This window comes from Streptomyces sp. NPDC014889 (assembly GCF_043081205.1).
GTDB lineage: Bacteria > Actinomycetota > Actinomycetes > Streptomycetales > Streptomycetaceae > Streptomyces.
Map to the genome: position 1 here is coordinate 116,442 of NZ_JBIBWH010000006.1, position 17,765 is coordinate 134,206.

Consider the following 17,765-nt stretch of genomic DNA (forward strand, 5'->3'; position numbering starts at 1 on the left):
CCATGACCAGTGAGAACGGGAGCCTGCCTCGAAGGGCAGGCTCCCGTCGTACGTGCCCCGCGTCAGTGCGTGCGCGCCTTCTCGACCTACTTGGTGGTGACCGTCACCGATGCGTCGGCCGTCCCGGCGAGCACCTTGGCGTCCCCGGAGTAGCTCACGGTCACGGTGTGCGTGCCCGCCTTGTGGAACACCGGCAGCTTGATGTTCGCCACGCCGTCGTTGAGCTTGGCGCCGCAGGTCCGGCCGTCGACGGTCACCGTGACGGTGCCGGTCGGCTTGGCACCGGTGGCCGTGACCGTCACGTGCGCCATGACCTCGGTCTTGTTCACCACGACCTTGTTCGGGGTGACCTTGAGGTCGACCTTGGAAGCGACCTTCCCGGACTCCGACCCGGTGTTGAGGCCGACGACCACGGGGTCGTGGTCGGAGGCCGAGAAGGGCTCGTCGGCGTTGAAGAGCTGTGTGACGTTGTAGTTGTAGCGGCTGTAGTTGTACGCGACCGACTCCTGGGCGTTGATCTGCCAGACCGTCGCGCCGGTGACCATCGACTGCGCGGCCGGACTGGCGACGATGTGGTCGAGGGTGCCCTGGAGGCCGTGGAAGGAGTAGGAGTAGTGGTCCGGGTCGTACGTCGACCCGAGGTCGCTGTAGCCCTGGCTGTACAGGTACTCCATCGGGTCCTCGTGGTTGTAGGCGTTGAAGTCGCCGACGAGGAACACCTTGTCCGTCTTCAGCGCCTGCGCCTGCTCCTGCGCGAAGCCGAGCATGTCGTGCGCCTGGTGCGTGCGGGTCTCGTTGTAGGCGCCCTGGTTGTAGGCGGGGCGGGTGTCCTCCTTGTCGCCGGGGTAGAGCCCGGCGCCGGTTCCGCCCTTCGACTTCAGGTGGTTGGCCACGACCAGGAAGGCGTCGGAGTCGGCGGTGCCGGCGGCCTTGAAGCCCTGGGCGAGCGGCTCGCGCGCGATGGAGAAGTCCTGACCGGGACCGGAGAGGTCCTTCAGGATGTGCGAGGCCCCCACCGGGGAGACGTCGGCCGGCTTGTAGATGAACGCGGTCCGGATGACGTCCTCGGCGGACACCGCAGGCCGGTCCGCGGCCGCCGGCGACGGCGTGAACGCCCAGGTGCCGGCGCCCGCCTTGACGTTGAGGGCGTCGACCAGGCCCGCGAGCGCCTTGTCGCGGTCCTCCCCGAACTTGGCCGAGTTCTCGACCTCCTCCAGCGAGACCACGCTGGCCCCGAGTCCGTTGATGCCGGTGACGATCTTGCTCTGCTGGCGCTGGAAGTTGGCCTCGTCGGCGGCGCCGCGCGGGCCGGTGGCACCGCAGTCGTTGACCGCGATGTGGTTGCCCTGGCGGTCGTTGTAGAAGGAGCACTTCCCCAGGCCCTTGGCGATGTACTGGTCGCCCGTCATCGGGAAGTAGTTCTGCACGTTGAAGGTCGCGAGGCGGACCTTGCCGCCCACGGCCGCCGGCTTCGCCTTCTGGGCGCGCATGTCGGAGAACGAGACGATGTCCGTGCCGGCGCCGTTGACCTGGCCGGTGGGCTGGAAGTTCCACAGCGAGTTGCGGTACTCCAGGACAACGGGCTTGTGGAAGGTCACCTTGGCGCCCACGCTGACCGGGTTGCCGGCGGTGAGCCAGGGCAGCGGGTCGTTGGCGGCGGCGCCGGTGGCGGTGTAGCTGACGCCGGCGCCGTCATCGAGTGTGATGGCGTGGGAGTCGTTGTAGTCGGCGGTCTGCTGGGCGGCGTCGCTGCCGGCGGGCCCCGCGTCCGTCGGCTGACGCAGCATCTTGTCGCCGGCGGCCAGCCCGATCTGGCCGTAGAAGTTGGTGTTGTAGTTGTCCGTCACCGTGAAGTCGCCCTGGGGAGCGATGAGCTCGCCCTCGTGCGCTTCCTTCTGGAACTCGGTCTCCAGGTCGCTCCACGCGATCTTGAGGGGGGTGACGGGCGGCAGCGGGGTGGACAGCTTCGTGACGGTCGGGAAGGTGATCTCGGTGGTGCCGGCGAACTCCTGGACCGTACCGCGCACCTGGACGCTCTCGCCCACGGTCACGGTGCCGGCCGACTGCGACCCGTGGACGAACACGGCGTCCGAGGCTCCGGGGGTCTTGTCGTCGGCGACGGTGCCGCCGGCGCCTCCCGTCTCGATGTAGAAACCGTTGAACCCGCCGGTCGCGTACACCGCCGTGACGACACCCTCGGTGGTGACCGTCTTGCCCGCCAACGGCGACGTGTCCGTGTTGGTGCCCTGGATCTCGGCGATCGTCACATTGCCTGCGTCGCCGCCCGGTTCACCGCCACCGTCACCGGGTTCATTGCCCGAGTTCTTGGGGGCGGGCTGGCGAGTGGTGAAGTCGACGCTGTTGTCGTCCGTGTCCACACCGGGTGTCACGCGGGTGACGGCCGTGGTGTTGCTCGGCGCGGGAGCAGCCGCGCGCTCGACGATCGAGCCGGTGCCGAAGCCGACCGTGTCGATGACGGCGCTGGTCGCGTCGTTCAGCGTCACCGAGCCGTCGGTCGCCGACATCGCCAGCTGACCGCTCGTGTCGGGGCTGGGCAGCGGCGTGGTGCCGCCGGTGCCCTTCGCCTCCTGGACCAGGTAGTAGCCGTGGGCCGGCACGCTGCCCGAGAGGGCCGTCGTCCCGCCGAGGTTGCCCTTGGCGCTGAAGTACGACACCGACCAGCCGCTCACGCTGACGGCCGCGTCGGTCGGGTTGAACAGCTCTATGTAGTCATTGGTGTAGGTGGAGCCGGAGTTGCCGCCCCCGCCGTACACCTCGTTGATCACCAGTCCGGTACCGGCCGGGTTCGCGTCGGCAGGCCCGGCGAGGAAGCTGCTCAGACCGGTCACGGCAAGCACGATGCCGGTGGCCCGGACCAGAGTCCGGCGGGACCGGGAGTTCCTCGGGAGAGGAAGAGGCATGGAGTCGCTCCTGAAGTTGGAGAACGGCGGCACGGGCAACGGGAACCCGAGTACGACCGAACAAGGCGAAGCGAGTAAAACCGGGACTCCCGCCTGTTATCCCAACGTCAGGTGAACTGCTTGTCTCGATCTCTCCAAAACCGGGACGGCGACTGCTTGAAGGGGTGTCAGATTCACGCGGCAGGCCACGCGTTGACCCACTGACAGCCGCCGGCGCGGCCCTCGCACCCGCCGGGCACGGTGGGCGAGGTGAGCAGGGCCGACGGCCTCGGGCAGGCCGTCGCGGCACAGGCGGGAGCACATGGCCCCCGTGACTGCCGAGGTGGACAGCCGCCCACGCAAAAACGCTCGGCTGGGAAATCCCAGCCGAGCGTCTCGCCTGTGGCGGTCAGCCGGTGTTGCGCAGGCCGGCCGCCACGCCGTTGACCGTGAGCAGCAGGGCCCGGGAGAGCAGCGGGTCGGGTTCCTGGCCGGCCGCCGCCGCGTCGCGCTGCCGCCTGAGCAGGGTGACCTGGAGGTAGGAGATCGGGTCGAGGTAGGCGTCGCGGATGGCGAAGGTCTGCCTGAGCACGGGCTGGGCGTCGAGGAGTTCACTCTCGCCGGTGACCCGCAGCACCTCGCGCACGGTGAGCTCGTGCTCGGCCCGGATGGTGTCGAAGATGTGCTTGAGCTCGTCGGGGACGAGGGTGTCGACGTAGTGCTGCGCGATGCGCAGGTCGGTCTTGGCGAGGGTCATCTCGACGTTGGAGATGAAGTTGCGGAAGAAGTGCCACTGCCCGTGCATCTCGTCGAGCACGGTGTCCCCTTCCAGCCGCAGGCCCGCCTCGCGCAGCGCCTTCAGGCCGGAGCCGACGCCGAACCAGCCGGGCACGATCTGCCGGGACTGGGTCCAGCCGAACACCCAGGGGATGGCGCGCAGTCCGTCGAGTCCGGCGCCGGAGTCGGGGCGGCGCGAGGGGCGCGAGCCCAGGTGCAGGTCGGCGAGCTGGTCCACGGGGGTGGAGGCGAAGAAGTACGCCGGCAGGTCGGGGTCCTCGACGAGCCTGCGGTAGGCGGCGTGGGCGGCGTTGGACACCACGTCCATCGCGGCGTCCCAGCGGGCCAGCGCCTCCCCGGACTGGCGCGGGGCGGTGTGCAGGGCGGAGGCCTGGAGGGTCGCCGCGAGCGTCAGTTCCAGGTTCTCCCGGGCCAGGGACGGGATGAGGTACTTGTCGGAGATGACCTCGCCCTGCTCGGTCACCTTGATCTCGCCCTCCAGGGTGCCCCAGGGCTGGGCGAGGATGGCGTCGTGGGTGGGGCCGCCGCCGCGGCCGACGGTGCCGCCCCGGCCGTGGAAGAGCCGCAGCCGTACGCCGTAGCGGTGGGCGACGTCGCGCAGGCGCCGCTGGGCGCGGTGGATCTCCCACTGGCTGGTGGTGATGCCGCCGAACTTGGAGGAGTCGGAGTAGCCGAGCATGACCTCCTGCACATCGCCCCGCAGCGCGACCAGGCGCCGGTAGGACGGGTCGGCGAGCATGTCCTCCAGGATGGTGTCGGCCGCCCTGAGCTCGTCGGTGGTCTCGAGGAGCGGCACGATGCCGATCTTCGCCCAGCCGGCGTGCAGGTCGACGAGTCCGGCCTCGCGGGCCAGGACGGCGGCGGCGAAGACGTCGTCGGCGCCCTGGCACATGGAGATGATGTACGACTCGATCACCTCGGGCCCGAAGACGCTCAGGGCCCGCTTGACCGTCTCGAAGACGCCGAGGGTCTTGGCGCCGGCCGCGTCGACGGGGGCCGGGCTCGGGCCGAGCGGCCGCCTGGACCGCAGCTCCTTGGCGAGCAGCTTGGCGCGGTACTCGCGGGGCATGTCCGCGTAGCGCCAGGACTCCTCGCCGAGCCGGTCGAACAACTGGCCGAGGGCGTGGTGGTGGGCGTCGGCGTGTTCGCGGACGTCCATGGTGGCCAGCTGGAGGCCGAAGGCGGCCAGGGTGCGGATGGTGCGGCCCAGGCGGCCGTCGGCGAACAGGCCGCCGCGGTTCTCGCGCAGGGACTCCTGGATGATCCGCAGGTCGCGCAGGAGTTCGGCGGTGCCGAGGTAGTCGCGTCCCGGCTCGTGCGGGGTGCCGGTGGCCAGGCGCTGCTTGGTGTTGACGAGCTTCTGGCGGATGCAGGTGGCCTTGAGCCGGTAGGGCTCCTCGGCGTTGAGCCGCTTGTAGCGGGGGCTGATCTCCGGCAGGTTCTCCAAGTCGGTGCCGAGGGACTGCAGCAGTGCGTCGGTGGCGCCGGTGTAGCGGATCGAGTTGGACAGGAAGCCGCGCAGCTCGTCGATCATGTCGAGGGCGTCGTTGATGCCGTGCTCGTGCTGGAGGATCAGCACGTCCCAGGTGACCTCGGGGGTCACGTTGGGGTTGCCGTCGCGGTCGCCGCCGATCCAGGTGCCGAAGGTGAGGGGGCGGGTGTCGTCGGGCAGCTTGACGCCGACGCGCTCCAGTTCCGCGGTGAGGTCCTCCAGGACGTCGCCGACGGCGCCGGCGTGGAGTTCGTCGAGGTAGTAGATGGCGTTGCGGGACTCGTCGGCGGGTTCGGGGCGGACGACGCGGAGTTCGTCGGTCTGCCAGACGAGGTCGATGTTCTCCGCCAGCCGGGTGTCCAGGCGGCGGCGGTCGGACTCGACGACCGGGGCCTCCAGGAGCGCGGCGATGCGCCGGAGCTTGTTGAGCACCGAGCGGCGGGCGGCCTCGGTGGGGTGGGCGGTGAACACCGGGCGGACGTTGAGGTGCCGGACGGTCTCGCGCAGGTGCTCGGGGTCGGCGTCCTTGAGGCGGTCGGCGGTGCGGGCGAGCAGACCGCCCTCCGCGGCGCGCCGGGCGCGCAGTTCGCGTCCGCGGTGCACCTGCTCGGTGACGTTCGCCAGGTGGAAGTAGGTGGAGAAGGCGCGGACCAGCTTGGCCGCGGTGTCGAGTTCGGTACCGCGCAGCAGTTCGGCGGCGGCCTCACCGTCCTCTCGGGTGAGGCGGCGTACCTTCTCGACCAGGTCGAGGAGTTCGGGGCCTTCCTGCCGTACCAGGGCCTCCCCGAGGAGGTCACCCAGTCGGCGGATGTCGGCCCGCAGCTCGGGGCTGGTCGTCGTCTGGTCGTCGGCACTGCTCACAGGTGCGGCTCCTTGCGGGTTGAAGCACGTCTGGGAGGGGACCCGGACGGGTGCCGCGCGGCGGCTGCCGCTTACGGGCCGAGTGTCCGGGAAGGAATTCTTCAGAGCGGACCGCGCTGTCCGACCGCCTCCAAGTCTAGGTGTCGCGGGGGACGCGCAGACGAGGGGCTCTTGCCGCGGCGCGACGCGCTGCCATACTTACGACGCCGTAGGTTACGGAACCGTAGGGAGCTGACCGGTTCCCTGACCCCGACAACCCTTCTCGACCCTCGACCCCACAGGGGACGCCCATGACCACAAGCTCCGATGTGATCGACGACGCCCCGAAGGCGACCGACACCTCTCTTCCCTCCGCCACCCTGGGAGGTGAGCAGAAGCGTTCGATCGAGCAGATCACGCTGCTGCTCTTCATCACCGTTCCGTTCCTGGCACTGCTCGCCGCGGTGCCGCTGGCATGGGGCTGGGGGGTGAGCTGGCTGGACCTCGGCCTGCTGGTCTTCTTCTACTTCCTCGGCTGTCACGGCATCACGATCGGTTTCCACCGGCATTTCACGCATGGCTCGTTCAAGGCGAAACGGCCCCTGAAGATCGCGCTGGCGATCGCGGGGTCGATGGCGGTCGAGGGACCCCTGGTCCGCTGGGTCGCCGACCACCGCAGGCATCACAAGTTCTCCGACCACGAGGGTGATCCGCACTCCCCGTGGCGCTACGGCGAGACGGTCCCGGCGCTGCTGAAGGGCCTGTGGTGGGCCCATGTCGGCTGGATGTTCGACGAGGAGCAGACGCCGCAGGAGAAGTACGCCCCGGACCTGATCAAGGACCGGACCATGCGGACGATCTCCCGTCAGTTCATCCTGTGGACGGCGGTGTCGCTGCTGCTGCCGGCGCTGATCGGCGGCCTGGTCACGATGTCGTGGTGGGGCGCGCTCACCGCGTTCTTCTGGGGCTCGCTGGTCCGGGTGGCGCTGCTGCACCACGTGACCTGGTCGATCAACTCCATCTGCCACGCGGTCGGCAAGCGCCCGTTCAAGTCGCGGGACCGCTCGGGCAACGTCTGGTGGCTGGCGATCCTGTCCTGCGGCGAGTCCTGGCACAACCTGCACCACGCCGACCCGACCTCCGCCCGGCACGGGGTGGAGCGCGGCCAGCTCGACTCCTCGGCCCGGATCATCCGCTGGTTCGAGCAGCTCGGCTGGGCACACGACGTGCGCTGGCCGTCACGCTCGCGTATCGATTCCCGCCGCAACGACGGGCAGGACGACTCCCGGCGCCGGGGGAAGGCCGCCGAGGCGGCATGATTGACGGCGTGGCGACCGACTCCAGCACTTCCAGCAACGAAAAGCCGCGGCGCACGCGCCGTACCCGTATGACCGGTGCCGAGCGCCGCCAGCAACTGCTGGAGATCGGTCGCACGCTGTTCGCGACGAAGGGCTTCGAGGGCACCTCGGTGGAGGAGATCGCGGCCAAGGCCGGGGTGTCCAAGCCAGTGGTGTACGAGCACTTCGGCGGCAAGGAGGGCCTGTACGCGGTGGTGGTGGACCGCGAGATGCGGCGGCTGCTGGACATGGTGACCAGTTCGCTGACGGCGGGCCACCCCCGTGAGCTGTGCGAGCAGGCGGCATTCGCCCTGCTGGACTACATCGAGGAGTACACGGACGGCTTCCGCATCCTGGTCCGCGACTCCCCCATCCCCCAGTCGACGGGGACGTTCGCGTCGCTGATCTCCGACATCGCCACCCAGGTGGAGGACATCCTCGGACGCGAGTTCAAGTCCCGCGGCTTCGATTCGAAGCTGGCCCCGCTGTACGCGCAGGCGCTGGTCGGCATGGTCGCCCTGACCGGCCAGTGGTGGCTGGACGTCCGCCGCCCGAAGAAGGCCGAGGTCGCCGCCCACCTGGTGAACCTGGCCTGGCACGGCCTGGACGGGCTGGAGCCGCGGCCCCGGCTGATCGGGCACCGCAAGTCCTAGAAGGTTCTAGACGGAGAAGTCCTGGGCGAGCGGTTCCAGGAACTCCAGGCGGTTGCCGACGGGGTCCTCGGAGTAGAAGCGCCTGTGGCCCGGCAGGTCGTCGTCCCAGACGACTTTCGCGCCGTGCGCCGTGACCGGGCGGCGTAGGCCTCGATGTCCGTCACCCCGAGCCCCGGGTGGGCCTTGCGGGCCGGGCGGAAGTCCGGCTCGACACCCAGGTGCAGGTGGACGGCGCCCGCCTGGAACCAGCAGCCGCCGCGCGCGGCCAGTACCGGCGGCTTCGGGACCTCGGTCATGCCGAGGACCCCGGCGTAGTAGGCGCGCAGGTCGTCCTCGGAGCCGGGCGGGGCGGCGAGCTGGACGTGGTCGATGGCGGCGAGCACTTCTCAGGCCCCCTTGGTGGCGACCGCGAACACGCGGCGGAAGGGGAACGGGGTGCCGTGCGGTCCGGCCGGGTACGCCTCGCGCAGGGCGGTGCGGTACTCGGCCAGGAACTCCTCGCGGGCCGCCGGGTCGCCGGCGAGGGCGGTGAGCACGGGCCGCAGCCCGGTGCCCTTCACCCAGTCGAGGACCGGGTCCTCACCGGTCAGCAGGTGGATGTACGTGGTCTCCCAGACGTCGGCCGCGCAGCCGAGGCCGGTCAGCCGCTCCAGGTAGGCCTCGGGGTCGAGCACCGCGTCCGCGTGGCGCAGGGTGTCCCCGAGCCGGTCGCGCCAGCGGGCGGAGCCGGCGAGGGCGCGCATGAGCCGGTGGCTGGGGGCGGAGAAGTTGCCGGGCACCTGGAAGGCGAAGGTGCCGCCGGGGCGCAGCCCCGCCACCCAGTCGGCGAAGCGGTCCGGGTGCCCGGGCACCCACTGGAGCGTGGCGTTGCTGACGATCAGGTCGTACGGCTCGTCCGGTGTCCAGACACGGGCGTCGGCGGGGGTGAAGTCGAGGCGGCCGCCGCCGGGGGTGGGGCCCTGGTGGTCGACCACGGCCTTGTCGAGCATCTCCGGGGAGTTGTCGTAGCCGGTGATGTGCGCGGTGGGCCAGCGGTCGGCGAGCAGGGTGGTGACGTTGCCGGGGCCGCAGCCGAGGTCGGCGATGCGGGGCCGGTCGCCGGGCAGGGCGGGGACGCGGGCGACGAGGTCGGTGAAGGGGCGGGCCCGGTGGCCGGCGTGGCGCAGGTACTGGGCGGGGTCCCAGGCGGGACTCTGGGCGGGCATGGCGGCCTCCAGGAGGTGCGGGCGCGGTGCGGGTGGGTCGTCGGCGGCTGCGCCCACCCACTCTCCCCCGGCATATCTCTCGACGTCAAGAGACTTGACGCCAAGAGACTTCATGTCGACACAACCACTACACTGATCGCCATGGAGGACGAGGTCGATCGGCTGGTCGCAGCGTGGCGCCGGGAGCGCCCGGACCTCGACGTGGAACCGCTCGAGGTGCTCAGCCGGGTGAGCAGGCTGGCCCGGCACCTGGACCGGGCACGACGGCTGGCCTTCTCCGAGCACAGCCTGGAGCCCTGGGAGTTCGACGTCCTGACGGCGCTCAGGCGCGCGGGCTCGCCGTACCAGCTCTCCCCCGGGCAACTGCTGACCCAGACGCTGGTCACCTCGGGCACCATGACGAACCGCATCGACCGGCTGGCCAAGAAGGGCCTGGTGGAGCGGCTTCCCGACCCCAGCGACCGGCGCGGGGTGCTGGTCCGTCTGACGGACGAGGGCCGGGACCGGGCCGACCGGTCCCTGGCCGGGCTCCTGGACCAGGAGCGCGCGCTGCTGGCCGAGCTGTCGACCGCACAGCGTGCCGAACTGGCCGGACTGCTGCGCCAGCTGACCGCCCCGTTCGACAACATCCCCGGCTGAGGGACGGCGCCGGGTCAGGCGCTGCTGCTCTCCTCCACCCCGATCCGCCCGGCGGGCCCCAGGTCGGCCGGCCCGACCCCGGCCCGGCGGGCCAGGGCGACGGCGGCCAGGGTGGAGTGCACGCCGAGCTTGCCGAGGACGTTCTGCATATGGGTGCGCACGGTGTGCGGGGACAGGTACAGCCGCTCGGCGACGGCCTTGCGGCCCAGACCCGCGACCATGCAGCGCAGCACCTCACGCTCGCGCGGGGTCAGCGACTCCACCAGGCGCTCGCTCTCGGTGCGGTGCTTGCGGGCGGCGGTCAGCTCCCGCAGCACGCCGGTGAGCAGGGCGGGCGGCAGATGGGTCTCGTCGCGCAGGACTCCGCGGATGACGGTGAGCAGCCGGGACAGCGAGCAGTCCTTGGCGACCCAGCCGCAGGCACCGGCCTGGAGGGCGAGCGCGGCGCGGCGCGGGTCGTCCTTCTCGGCGAGTACGACGGTCCGCATCCCCGGCTGGGCTGCCCGCACCCCGGCGACCAGGGAGATCCCGTCCACCAGTCCGTCCTCGTCGCCCTCCCGCACGGGAACGGCGGGGCGGGCCCCGGGGACGTTGCCACCGAGGTCGGAGTCGACGAGCACGACGTCGAAGCGGCGGCCCTCGGCGGCCGCCCGCTCCAGACAGCGCAGGGCCGCCGGACCGGAGCCGGCCGCGGACACCTCCACGTCGGGCTCGGCGGCCAGGGCGGCGGCGAGCGACTCGGCGAAGATGCGGTGGTCGTCGACGACCAGGACGCGGACACGAACCACTGAAAACCCCCTTCCCCACGCTCCTGGCAGAGCAGGGGAGTCTTCCGACGCCGGAGAACGCCGAGCGGCGCGGGCCCGACGTCCGGAGCCGAGTACGGTCGCACGACACTCGCCGTGACCGACCGCCTCCGCGCCCGACGCTGTCCTGCCCGAGCCCTCTCGCCCCCCTGACCAGCACCGGCCCCCACCGGTGCCGCTCATCAGAGTACGGGCGGCGGCCGACAGGGGAAGGCAATTCGCAGAACTGACCGGCCGACGCGTTTAGGGTGTGCCGCATGTTTCGTATTGAGGCAGAAGTCGACAAAGAGCGCCGCGATCTGCTCCGCTCCCGCCTCCGCGACACGAACACCGCGGCCTCGCCGTTCATCGCCGATCTGCGCAGAACCCCGGCCGCCCGTGAAGTCCCCCTCCACCTCTGGGCGTTGGACGACTGCGGCGACCTGGCGGGCGGCCTGGTCGGCCACACCTGGGCGACCTGGCTGCACGTGACCCACCTCTGGGTCGACGCCCCCCACCGCGGCACGGGCCTCGGCTCCCGCCTCCTGGTCCGCGCCGAACGCATCGCCCACCGCGACCGCGCCTGCACCGCCGCCCGCCTGGAAACCTGGGACTTCCAGGCCCCCGGCTTCTACCGCAGGCACCACTACAAGGTGGTCTGCGCGATCCCCGACTACCCGCCGGGCATCACCGAATACACGATGATCAAACCGCTCGGCTGAACCACCACGCCCCGCCGACGTCCGCTCCCCGCCCTGCCCCATGCCCCTGGCGCTGTACGTCAACTGCCGCGAAACTTTCTACGTGCCGAAGGACGGGACAACAGCGCCGCCCGCTTCACGGGCGTCACCGAGCTTTGACACCTGGCGCAACCGCGTCCCCGACAGCAGGTTGTCAGTCCACCCGCCGTGCCCCCGCCGAGGGAACCGCTTCGAAGACGCGTGGGGCCGTGTGGCCCGCCTTGGTGAACGTCTCTTCGATCGCCCTGGTGAGGGTGGGGACGTCGGCGGAGTCCGTCAGAACGATCGCCGAGCCGCCGAAGCCGCCGCCCGTCATACGGGCGCCGAGGGCGCCGGAGGTGAGGGCCGTGTCGACGACCAGGTCCAGTTCCGGGCAGGAGACGCGGAAGTCGTCGCGCAGGGAGGCGTGGCCCTCGGTCAGGATCGGGCCGATCGCCCTGATGTCGCCCGACTCCAGGAGGGAGACCACCCGCTGAGCCCGCCCGTTCTCGGTGACGACGTGGCGGACCAGCCGGGCCACCTCCTCGTCGCCGGCCAGCTCGGCCAGCGCCGCGTCCAGGCCGTCGCGGGGGATGTCACGCAGGGCGTCCACGCCCAGCAGGGCCGCGCCCTTCTCGCAGCCCGCGCGGCGACGGCCGTACTCGCCGTCGCTGTGCGCGTGTTCCACCCGGGTGTCGACGACCAGCAGGCGCAGCCCCTCGGCGGCCAGGTCGAAGGGGACCTGGCGCTGGGACAGGTCGCGGGTGTCCAGGAACAGGGCGTGGCCCGCCTCGCAGCAGGCCGAGGCGGTCTGGTCCATGATGCCGGTCGGGGCGCCGACGTAGACGTTCTCGGCGCGCTGGCACAGGCGGGCCAGCCGCCAGCCCTTCAGGCCGAGGCCGTAGAGATCGTTCAGGGCCAGGGCGACCACGACCTCCAGGGCCGCGGAGGAGGACAGTCCGGCGCCCGTGGGCACCGTCGACGCCAGGTGGACGTCCGCGCCGGTCACCTCGTGGCCCGCCTCGCGCAGCGCCCAGACCACGCCCGCGGGGTAGGCGGTCCAGTTCCGGTCGGACTCCGGGGTCAGCTCGTCGAGCCGCAGTTCCACCGGCCCTCCGGGCACGTCCGCCGAGTGCAGCCGCAGCACGCCGTCGTCGCGGCGCGCGACCGCGGCCGTCGTCATGTGCGGCAGCGCGAAGGGCATCACGAAGCCGTCGTTGTAGTCGGTGTGCTCACCGATCAGGTTGACGCGGCCCGGCGCCGCCCAGACCCCCTCCGGCTCGGCGCCGTACAGCTCGATGAAGCCTTCCCGGACCTCAAGTGCCCCCACTTACCGCTCCCTTGCGATGTGCTGCGCGAACTCCCAGGCATCCGCGACGATACCCGCGAGATCGGTGCGGGACGGCTTCCAGCCGAGCTTTTCCCGGGCGGCCGCCGCCGAGGCGACCAGGACCGCCGGGTCGCCGGCCCGGCGCGGGGTCACGACCTCGGGGACGGGGTGGCCGGTGACCCGCCGGACGGTCTCGACGACCTCGCGGACGGAGAAGCCGTTGCCGTTGCCGAGGTTGCACACCAGGTGCTCGCCGGACCGGGCGGCGCCCAGGGCCAGCAGATGGGCCTCGGCGAGGTCGGCCACGTGGATGTAGTCGCGCACGCAGGTGCCGTCCGGGGTCGGGTAGTCGTCGCCGTGGACGGAGATCGCCTCCCGCCTGCCCTGCGCGACCTGGAGGACCAGCGGGATCAGGTGCGACTCGGGGTCGTGGCGTTCGCCGTACGCGCCGTACGCGCCGGCCACGTTGAAGTAGCGCAGCGAGACCGCGCCGAGCCCGTGGGCCGCCGCCTCGCCGGCGATCATGTGGTCGACGGCGAGCTTGGAGGCGCCGTAGGGGTTGGTGGGCCGGGTCGGTGCCGTCTCGGGGATCGGCACCTGCTCCGGCTCGCCGTAGGTCGCCGCCGTGGAGGAGAAGACCAGCGTGCGCACGCCCGCCCCGCGCATCGCGGCGAGCAGGGCCATCGTGCCGCCGACGTTGTTGGCCCAGTACTTCTCCGGCTTCACCACCGACTCGCCGACCTGCGAGGAGGCGGCGAAGTGCAGCACCCCGGCGAAGGAGGGGTCCAGCCAGTCGGCGGCGTCCCGGATGTCGCCCTCGACGAAGGAAGCGCCCGAGGGCACGCCCTCGCGGAAGCCGGTGGAGAGGTCGTCGAGCACGACGACCTCGTGCCCGGCCTCCAGCAGGTGCTGGGCGACCACACTGCCGACGTAGCCCGCGCCACCCGTCACCAGGTACTTCCCGCTCATGAACCCGCTACCTCCCGCAGTCGCTCGGCCGCGCGCTCCGGCGGCACGTCGTTGATGAACACGTTCATGCCGGACTCGGAGCCCGCGAGGAACTTCAGCTTGCCGGAAGTGCGTCGGATGGTGAAAAGCTCCAGGTGGAGCGCGAAGTCGTCGCGTGTGACGCCGTCGAACTCCCCGAGCGCGCCGAACGGCGCCTGGTGCCAGCCGGCGATGTACGGCGTCGGCGGCTCGCCCTCGCCGAACAGCCGGTCGAAGCGCCGCAGGAGGTCGAGGTAGATCCCGGGAAACTCCGCGCGCGCGGCCTCGTCGAGTCCGAGCAGGTCGGGGACCCGGCGCCGGGGGTAGAGGTGGACCTCGTAGGGCCAGTGCGCCGCGTACGGCACGAAGGCCACCCAGTGGTCGCCCTCGACGACGACCCGCTCACCGGCCGACTCCCGTTCCAGGACCGCGTCGAAGAGGTTCTGCCCGCCGGTGGCCGCCCGGTGGGCCGCCACTGAGCGCAGCATCAGCGCGGTGCGCGGGGTGGTGAACGGGTAGGCGTAGATCTGGCCGTGCGGGTGCCCCAGCGTCACGCCGATCTCGGGTCCGCGGTTCTCGAAGCAGAAAACCTGGTTCACGGAGGGTAGTTGAGACAACTGCGCGGTGCGGTCCGTCCACGCGTCCAGGACCAGCCGGGCCTGCCGCTCGCTCAGGTCGGCGAACGAGGCGTCGTGGTCGGAGGTGAAGCAGACGACCTCGCAACGACCGAGGTCGCCGGCCAGCGAGGGGAAGCGGTTCTCGAAGACCACCACGTCGTAGGAGGAGCCGGGGATCTCGCTCAGGCGATCGCTCGCGGAGGGGCACAGGGGGCACTCGCCGGCCGGCGGGTGGTAGGTGCGGCCCTGGCGGTGGGAGGCGACGGCGACCGTGTCACCGAGCAGCACGTCCCGGCGGATCTCCGCGGTGGTGACCGTCCGCTCCAGCGGGCGCCGGTCCACCGCGTCGCGCACGGTGTCGTCCCGCAGGTCGTAGTAGATCAGCTCACGACCGTCGGCCAGCCGGGTCGAGGTCTTCTTCACTGCCGGACTCCCTCCCACCATCCAACACAATCAAACATAACACATCACAAGCCACCCCACCCTTCTCGGCCTGTTTACATCACGGTCGAACAAAGTCCACCAACAAAAGTGTTCAAATAATAAATGCGGAGGCGTAGGTTCCCGCTGGACCAGTTCGCGCGACGAAGCGAGTTCTCATGCAAACCCCCACAAACGCACCCGTACACCTGGCAGCGGGGCTACGGCTGCCCACCAACGGGCTCGACTACGCGATCCTCGCGATCTACTTCGCCGTGGTCCTCGGCATCGGCTTCGCCGCCCGTCGCTCGGTGAGGACCAGCCTGGACTTCTTCCTCTCGGGGCGCTCGCTGCCCGCCTGGATCACCGGCCTCGCCTTCATCTCCGCCAACCTGGCCGCCACCGAGATCCTCGGCATGGCCGCCAACAGCGCCCAGTACGGCGCGTACACCGTGCACTGGTACTGGATCGGCGCCATCCCGGCCATGGTCTTCCTCGGCCTGGTGATGATGCCCTTCTACTACGGCTCCAAGGTGCGGTCCGTACCCGAGTTCCTGCTGCTGCGCTTCGACAGGCCGGCACATCTGCTCAGTTCGATCCTGTTCGCCTTCGCGGCCATCCTGATCGCCGGTGTGAACCTCTACGCCCTCGCGATCGTCGTCGAGGCGCTGCTGGGCTGGCCGCAGTGGGTGGCGATCGTGGTCGCCGGCTTCTTCGTCCTCGCCTACATCACCCTCGGCGGCCTGTCGTCCGCGATCTACAACGAGGTGCTCCAGTTCTTTGTGATCCTCGCGGCCCTCATCCCGATCGTGGTGCTCAGCCTGAAGAAGGCCGGCGGCTGGGACGGGCTGACCCACCGGCTCACCGAGCAGCACGGGGCCGACTTCACCACCGCGTGGGGCGGCACCGGGATCGGCGACGCCAACCCGCTCGGCGCCAACTGGCTGACCATCGTCCTCGGCCTCGGCTTCGTGCTGTCCTTCGGCTACTGGACGACCAACTTCGCCGAGGTGCAGCGCGCGCTGTCCGCGAAGAACCTCTCCGCCGCCCAGCGCACCCCGCTGATCGCCGCGTTCCCGAAGGTCTTCATCGTCTTCCTGGTGATGATCCCCGGCCTGGCCGCCGCCGCGCTGGTGCCGAACTTCGGCACGCCCGCATCGGGGCTCCAGTACAACGACGCGATCCCCTACCTCATGCAGGAGTTGCTGCCCAACGGCGTGCTCGGCATCGCGGTCACCGGTCTGCTGGCGGCCTTCATGGCGGGCATGGCGGCCAACGTGTCGTCCTTCAACACCGTGTTCACCAACGACATATGGGCCAAGTACGTGGTACGGCACCGCGAGGACGCGTACTACGTCCGCTTCGGCCGGCTCATCACGGCGATCGGTGTGGTCGCGTCGATCGGCACGGCCTTCCTGGCGTCGTCGTTCTCGAACATCATGAGCTACCTCCAGACGCTGTTCTCCTTCTTCAACGTGCCGATGTTCGTGGTGTTCATCGTCGGCATGTTCTGGAAGCGGGCGTCCATGAAGTCCGGTTTCTGGGGCCTGCTCGCCGGTACCACCGCGGCGATGGTGAACTACTTCGTCCTCTACAAACAGGACATCGTCCACATCCCCTCCGACCAGGGCGCCAACTTCGTCTCCGCGATCGCCGGGTTCGCCGCCGGCGCGGTGGTCATGGTCGCCGTGTCCCTGTTCACCAAGCCCAAGCCCGAGGAGGAACTCCGGGGCCTGGTCTACGGCACCAGGTCGCCCGGCCTGGCCGAGCCGCCCGCGCCCGGCGACGAGGCCTGGTACCGCCGCCCGGCGCTCCTCGGCTGGGGCGCCGTCGTGCTGGCCGCCCTGTGCTACGTCCCGTTCTCGTTCTGATCGCGGAGGATCGACCAACCATGCAAGAGCCCGAGAACCCCGGACGCTCCGGGTACTCCGAGAACGACGTCCAGCGCGAGGTCACCGACCTGGAGAGCAGGTCCGCGACCGCCGCGCGCATCTTCGACCTGCGGCGGATCATCGGCGGACTGTTCGTGCTGTACGGCGTCATCGTGACCGTCACCGGGATCACCGACTCCCAGGCCGCCATCGACAAGGCCCAGGGCGTCAACATCAATCTGTGGACCGGCCTCGGCATGCTGGTCCTGGGCGTGTTCTTCCTGGTGTGGATGAAGCTGCGCCCGGTTGCCCCGCCGGAGGAACCGCGGGAGGAACCGCGGGAGGACTGACCCGGGCGTCCCCCGTCCCGGGCGGGGACGCCGCGGCTACGGCAGCGGGCCCGCCCGGTCCAGCAGACCGGTGCGGGCCGCCAGGGCCGCCGCCTCCAGCCGCGAGCCCACCCCCAGCTTCATCAGGACGCGCTGGACATGGGTCCGGGCGGTGCTGGGGGCGATGCCCATACCGGCCGCGATCAGCCGGGTGTCCTCGCCCTCGGCGACCCGGACCAGAACCTCGACCTCGCGCGGGGTGAGCATCCGCAGCAGGCGCTGGCCCTCGTCGTCCGGTGGGGCGGCGGGGTTCAGCAACTCCCCGAAGGCGCCCTGGAGGAGCTGCGGGGCGACGGCGGCCTCGCCCGCCCGCGCCTTGATGATCGCCCGCTCGACACCCTCGATGCGCTCGTCGTGGCGTACGTACCCCGAGGCCCCCGCCGCGAAGGCGGCCGCGATGCCGCGCGGCGACGGGACCGGCCCGAGCACGACCACCGCGACCTGCGGACGCTCCCGCTTGATCTTCACCACCGGCTCGAAGGTGCCGGGTTCGGCGGGTGTCGCCGTGCCCAGCAGGCACACCTCCGGAGCGCGGCTGATCACCAGGTCCGCCGCTCCCGCGGCCGGCGCCGCGGCGGCCAGCACACGGTGTCCGCGCAGCTTCAGCGCCGAGGCCAGCGCCTCGGCCAGTAGTCGGTGGTCGTCGACCACCATGAGCCGCACTCCCATCGAGCCCCCCAGTCCCCCACGGATGTCCACAACCCGCCCCGGGCGGCGGCCCCCCGGCACGCCCGCCCGTCATGCCCCCGGAAGCTACACGCTTGTTCGACGTCGCGCTGCCCC

Annotated in this window: 14 protein-coding genes and 1 pseudogene; 6 read left to right on the forward strand and 9 right to left on the reverse strand. The window is 70.9% G+C overall.

The window, feature by feature from the left end; translation table 11 throughout:
* Positions 1–86: 86 nt before the first annotated feature.
* Together ACF09J_RS13280 and ppc are read right to left on the reverse strand one after the other, a co-directional pair.
* On the reverse strand, positions 87–2,921 hold the full coding sequence (locus tag ACF09J_RS13280; RefSeq protein WP_392305521.1) for an ExeM/NucH family extracellular endonuclease: 2,835 nt from the start codon (positions 2,919–2,921) through the stop codon (positions 87–89).
* 388 nt (positions 2,922–3,309) lie between these two features.
* Positions 3,310–6,051 (reverse strand): phosphoenolpyruvate carboxylase, encoded by a 2,742-nt coding sequence (gene ppc / locus ACF09J_RS13285; RefSeq protein WP_392305522.1) that lies wholly within the window; start codon positions 6,049–6,051, stop codon positions 3,310–3,312.
* A 290-nt stretch (positions 6,052–6,341) separates the two neighbouring features.
* Here ppc and ACF09J_RS13290 point away from each other — a divergent pair, with 290 nt between their 5' ends.
* Both ACF09J_RS13290 and ACF09J_RS13295 read left to right on the forward strand, forming a co-directional pair.
* On the forward strand, positions 6,342–7,349 hold the full coding sequence (locus ACF09J_RS13290) for an acyl-CoA desaturase (RefSeq protein WP_392305523.1): 1,008 nt from the start codon (positions 6,342–6,344) through the stop codon (positions 7,347–7,349).
* On the forward strand, positions 7,346–8,020 hold the full coding sequence (locus ACF09J_RS13295; protein ID WP_392305524.1) for a TetR family transcriptional regulator: 675 nt from the start codon (positions 7,346–7,348) through the stop codon (positions 8,018–8,020). Before ACF09J_RS13290 ends, ACF09J_RS13295 begins: the two co-directional genes overlap by 4 nt.
* A 6-nt stretch (positions 8,021–8,026) precedes the next feature.
* On the opposite strand, the pseudogene ACF09J_RS13300 reads toward ACF09J_RS13295, so the two are convergent.
* Both ACF09J_RS13300 and ACF09J_RS13305 read right to left on the reverse strand, forming a co-directional pair.
* Positions 8,027–8,403: pseudogene (locus ACF09J_RS13300) on the reverse strand (VOC family protein).
* Between the two features lie 3 nt (positions 8,404–8,406).
* Positions 8,407–9,225, reverse strand: coding sequence for a trans-aconitate 2-methyltransferase (locus ACF09J_RS13305; protein ID WP_392305832.1), 819 nt, complete (start codon positions 9,223–9,225; stop codon positions 8,407–8,409).
* A 141-nt stretch (positions 9,226–9,366) separates the two neighbouring features.
* Here ACF09J_RS13305 and tamR point away from each other — a divergent pair, with 141 nt between their 5' ends.
* Positions 9,367–9,864, forward strand: a complete 498-nt coding sequence (gene tamR, locus ACF09J_RS13310; protein WP_141360378.1) for a MarR family transcriptional regulator TamR — start codon at positions 9,367–9,369, stop codon at positions 9,862–9,864.
* A 14-nt stretch (positions 9,865–9,878) separates the two neighbouring features.
* On the opposite strand, the gene ACF09J_RS13315 is transcribed toward tamR, so the two are convergent.
* Positions 9,879–10,652 (reverse strand): LuxR C-terminal-related transcriptional regulator, encoded by a 774-nt coding sequence (locus tag ACF09J_RS13315; RefSeq protein ID WP_392305525.1) that lies wholly within the window; start codon positions 10,650–10,652, stop codon positions 9,879–9,881.
* Positions 10,653–10,927: 275 nt separating this feature from the next.
* On the opposite strand from ACF09J_RS13315, the gene ACF09J_RS13320 reads away from it, so the two are divergent.
* Positions 10,928–11,371, forward strand: coding sequence for a GNAT family N-acetyltransferase (locus tag ACF09J_RS13320; RefSeq protein WP_392305526.1), 444 nt, complete (start codon positions 10,928–10,930; stop codon positions 11,369–11,371).
* 172 nt (positions 11,372–11,543) lie between these two features.
* Here the strand turns inward: ACF09J_RS13320 and galK are convergent, their stop codons facing one another.
* From galK to galT, 3 genes are read right to left on the reverse strand one after another with little or no spacing between them, the layout of a single operon-like run.
* Positions 11,544–12,698, reverse strand: a complete 1,155-nt coding sequence (gene galK / locus ACF09J_RS13325; RefSeq protein WP_392305527.1) for a galactokinase — start codon at positions 12,696–12,698, stop codon at positions 11,544–11,546.
* The gene (galE, locus tag ACF09J_RS13330) at positions 12,699–13,667 is read right to left on the reverse strand and encodes a UDP-glucose 4-epimerase GalE (RefSeq protein ID WP_392305528.1); all 969 of its coding nucleotides are present in this window, start codon (positions 13,665–13,667) and stop codon (positions 12,699–12,701) included. It abuts the gene before it with no gap.
* Positions 13,664–14,725, reverse strand: a complete 1,062-nt coding sequence (galT, locus tag ACF09J_RS13335; RefSeq protein ID WP_392305529.1) for a galactose-1-phosphate uridylyltransferase — start codon at positions 14,723–14,725, stop codon at positions 13,664–13,666. The genes galE and galT overlap by 4 nt, the downstream gene beginning before the upstream one ends.
* Before the next feature lie 176 nt (positions 14,726–14,901).
* Between galT and ACF09J_RS13340 the strand changes: the two genes are divergently transcribed.
* Together ACF09J_RS13340 and ACF09J_RS13345 are read left to right on the forward strand one after the other, a co-directional pair.
* Complete coding sequence (locus ACF09J_RS13340; protein WP_392305530.1) at positions 14,902–16,593, forward strand: sodium:solute symporter family protein; 1,692 nt, start codon at positions 14,902–14,904, stop codon at positions 16,591–16,593.
* Between the two features lie 20 nt (positions 16,594–16,613).
* Positions 16,614–16,943: a hypothetical protein gene (locus ACF09J_RS13345; protein WP_392305531.1), complete on the forward strand. Its 330-nt coding sequence runs from the start codon at positions 16,614–16,616 to the stop codon at positions 16,941–16,943.
* 36 nt (positions 16,944–16,979) lie between these two features.
* Here the strand turns inward: ACF09J_RS13345 and ACF09J_RS13350 are convergent, their stop codons facing one another.
* Positions 16,980–17,651 carry a LuxR C-terminal-related transcriptional regulator gene (locus ACF09J_RS13350; protein ID WP_392305532.1) on the reverse strand — a complete coding sequence of 224 codons (672 nt, stop codon included), beginning with the start codon at positions 17,649–17,651 and terminating at the stop codon, positions 16,980–16,982.
* Positions 17,652–17,765 lie beyond the last annotated feature (114 nt).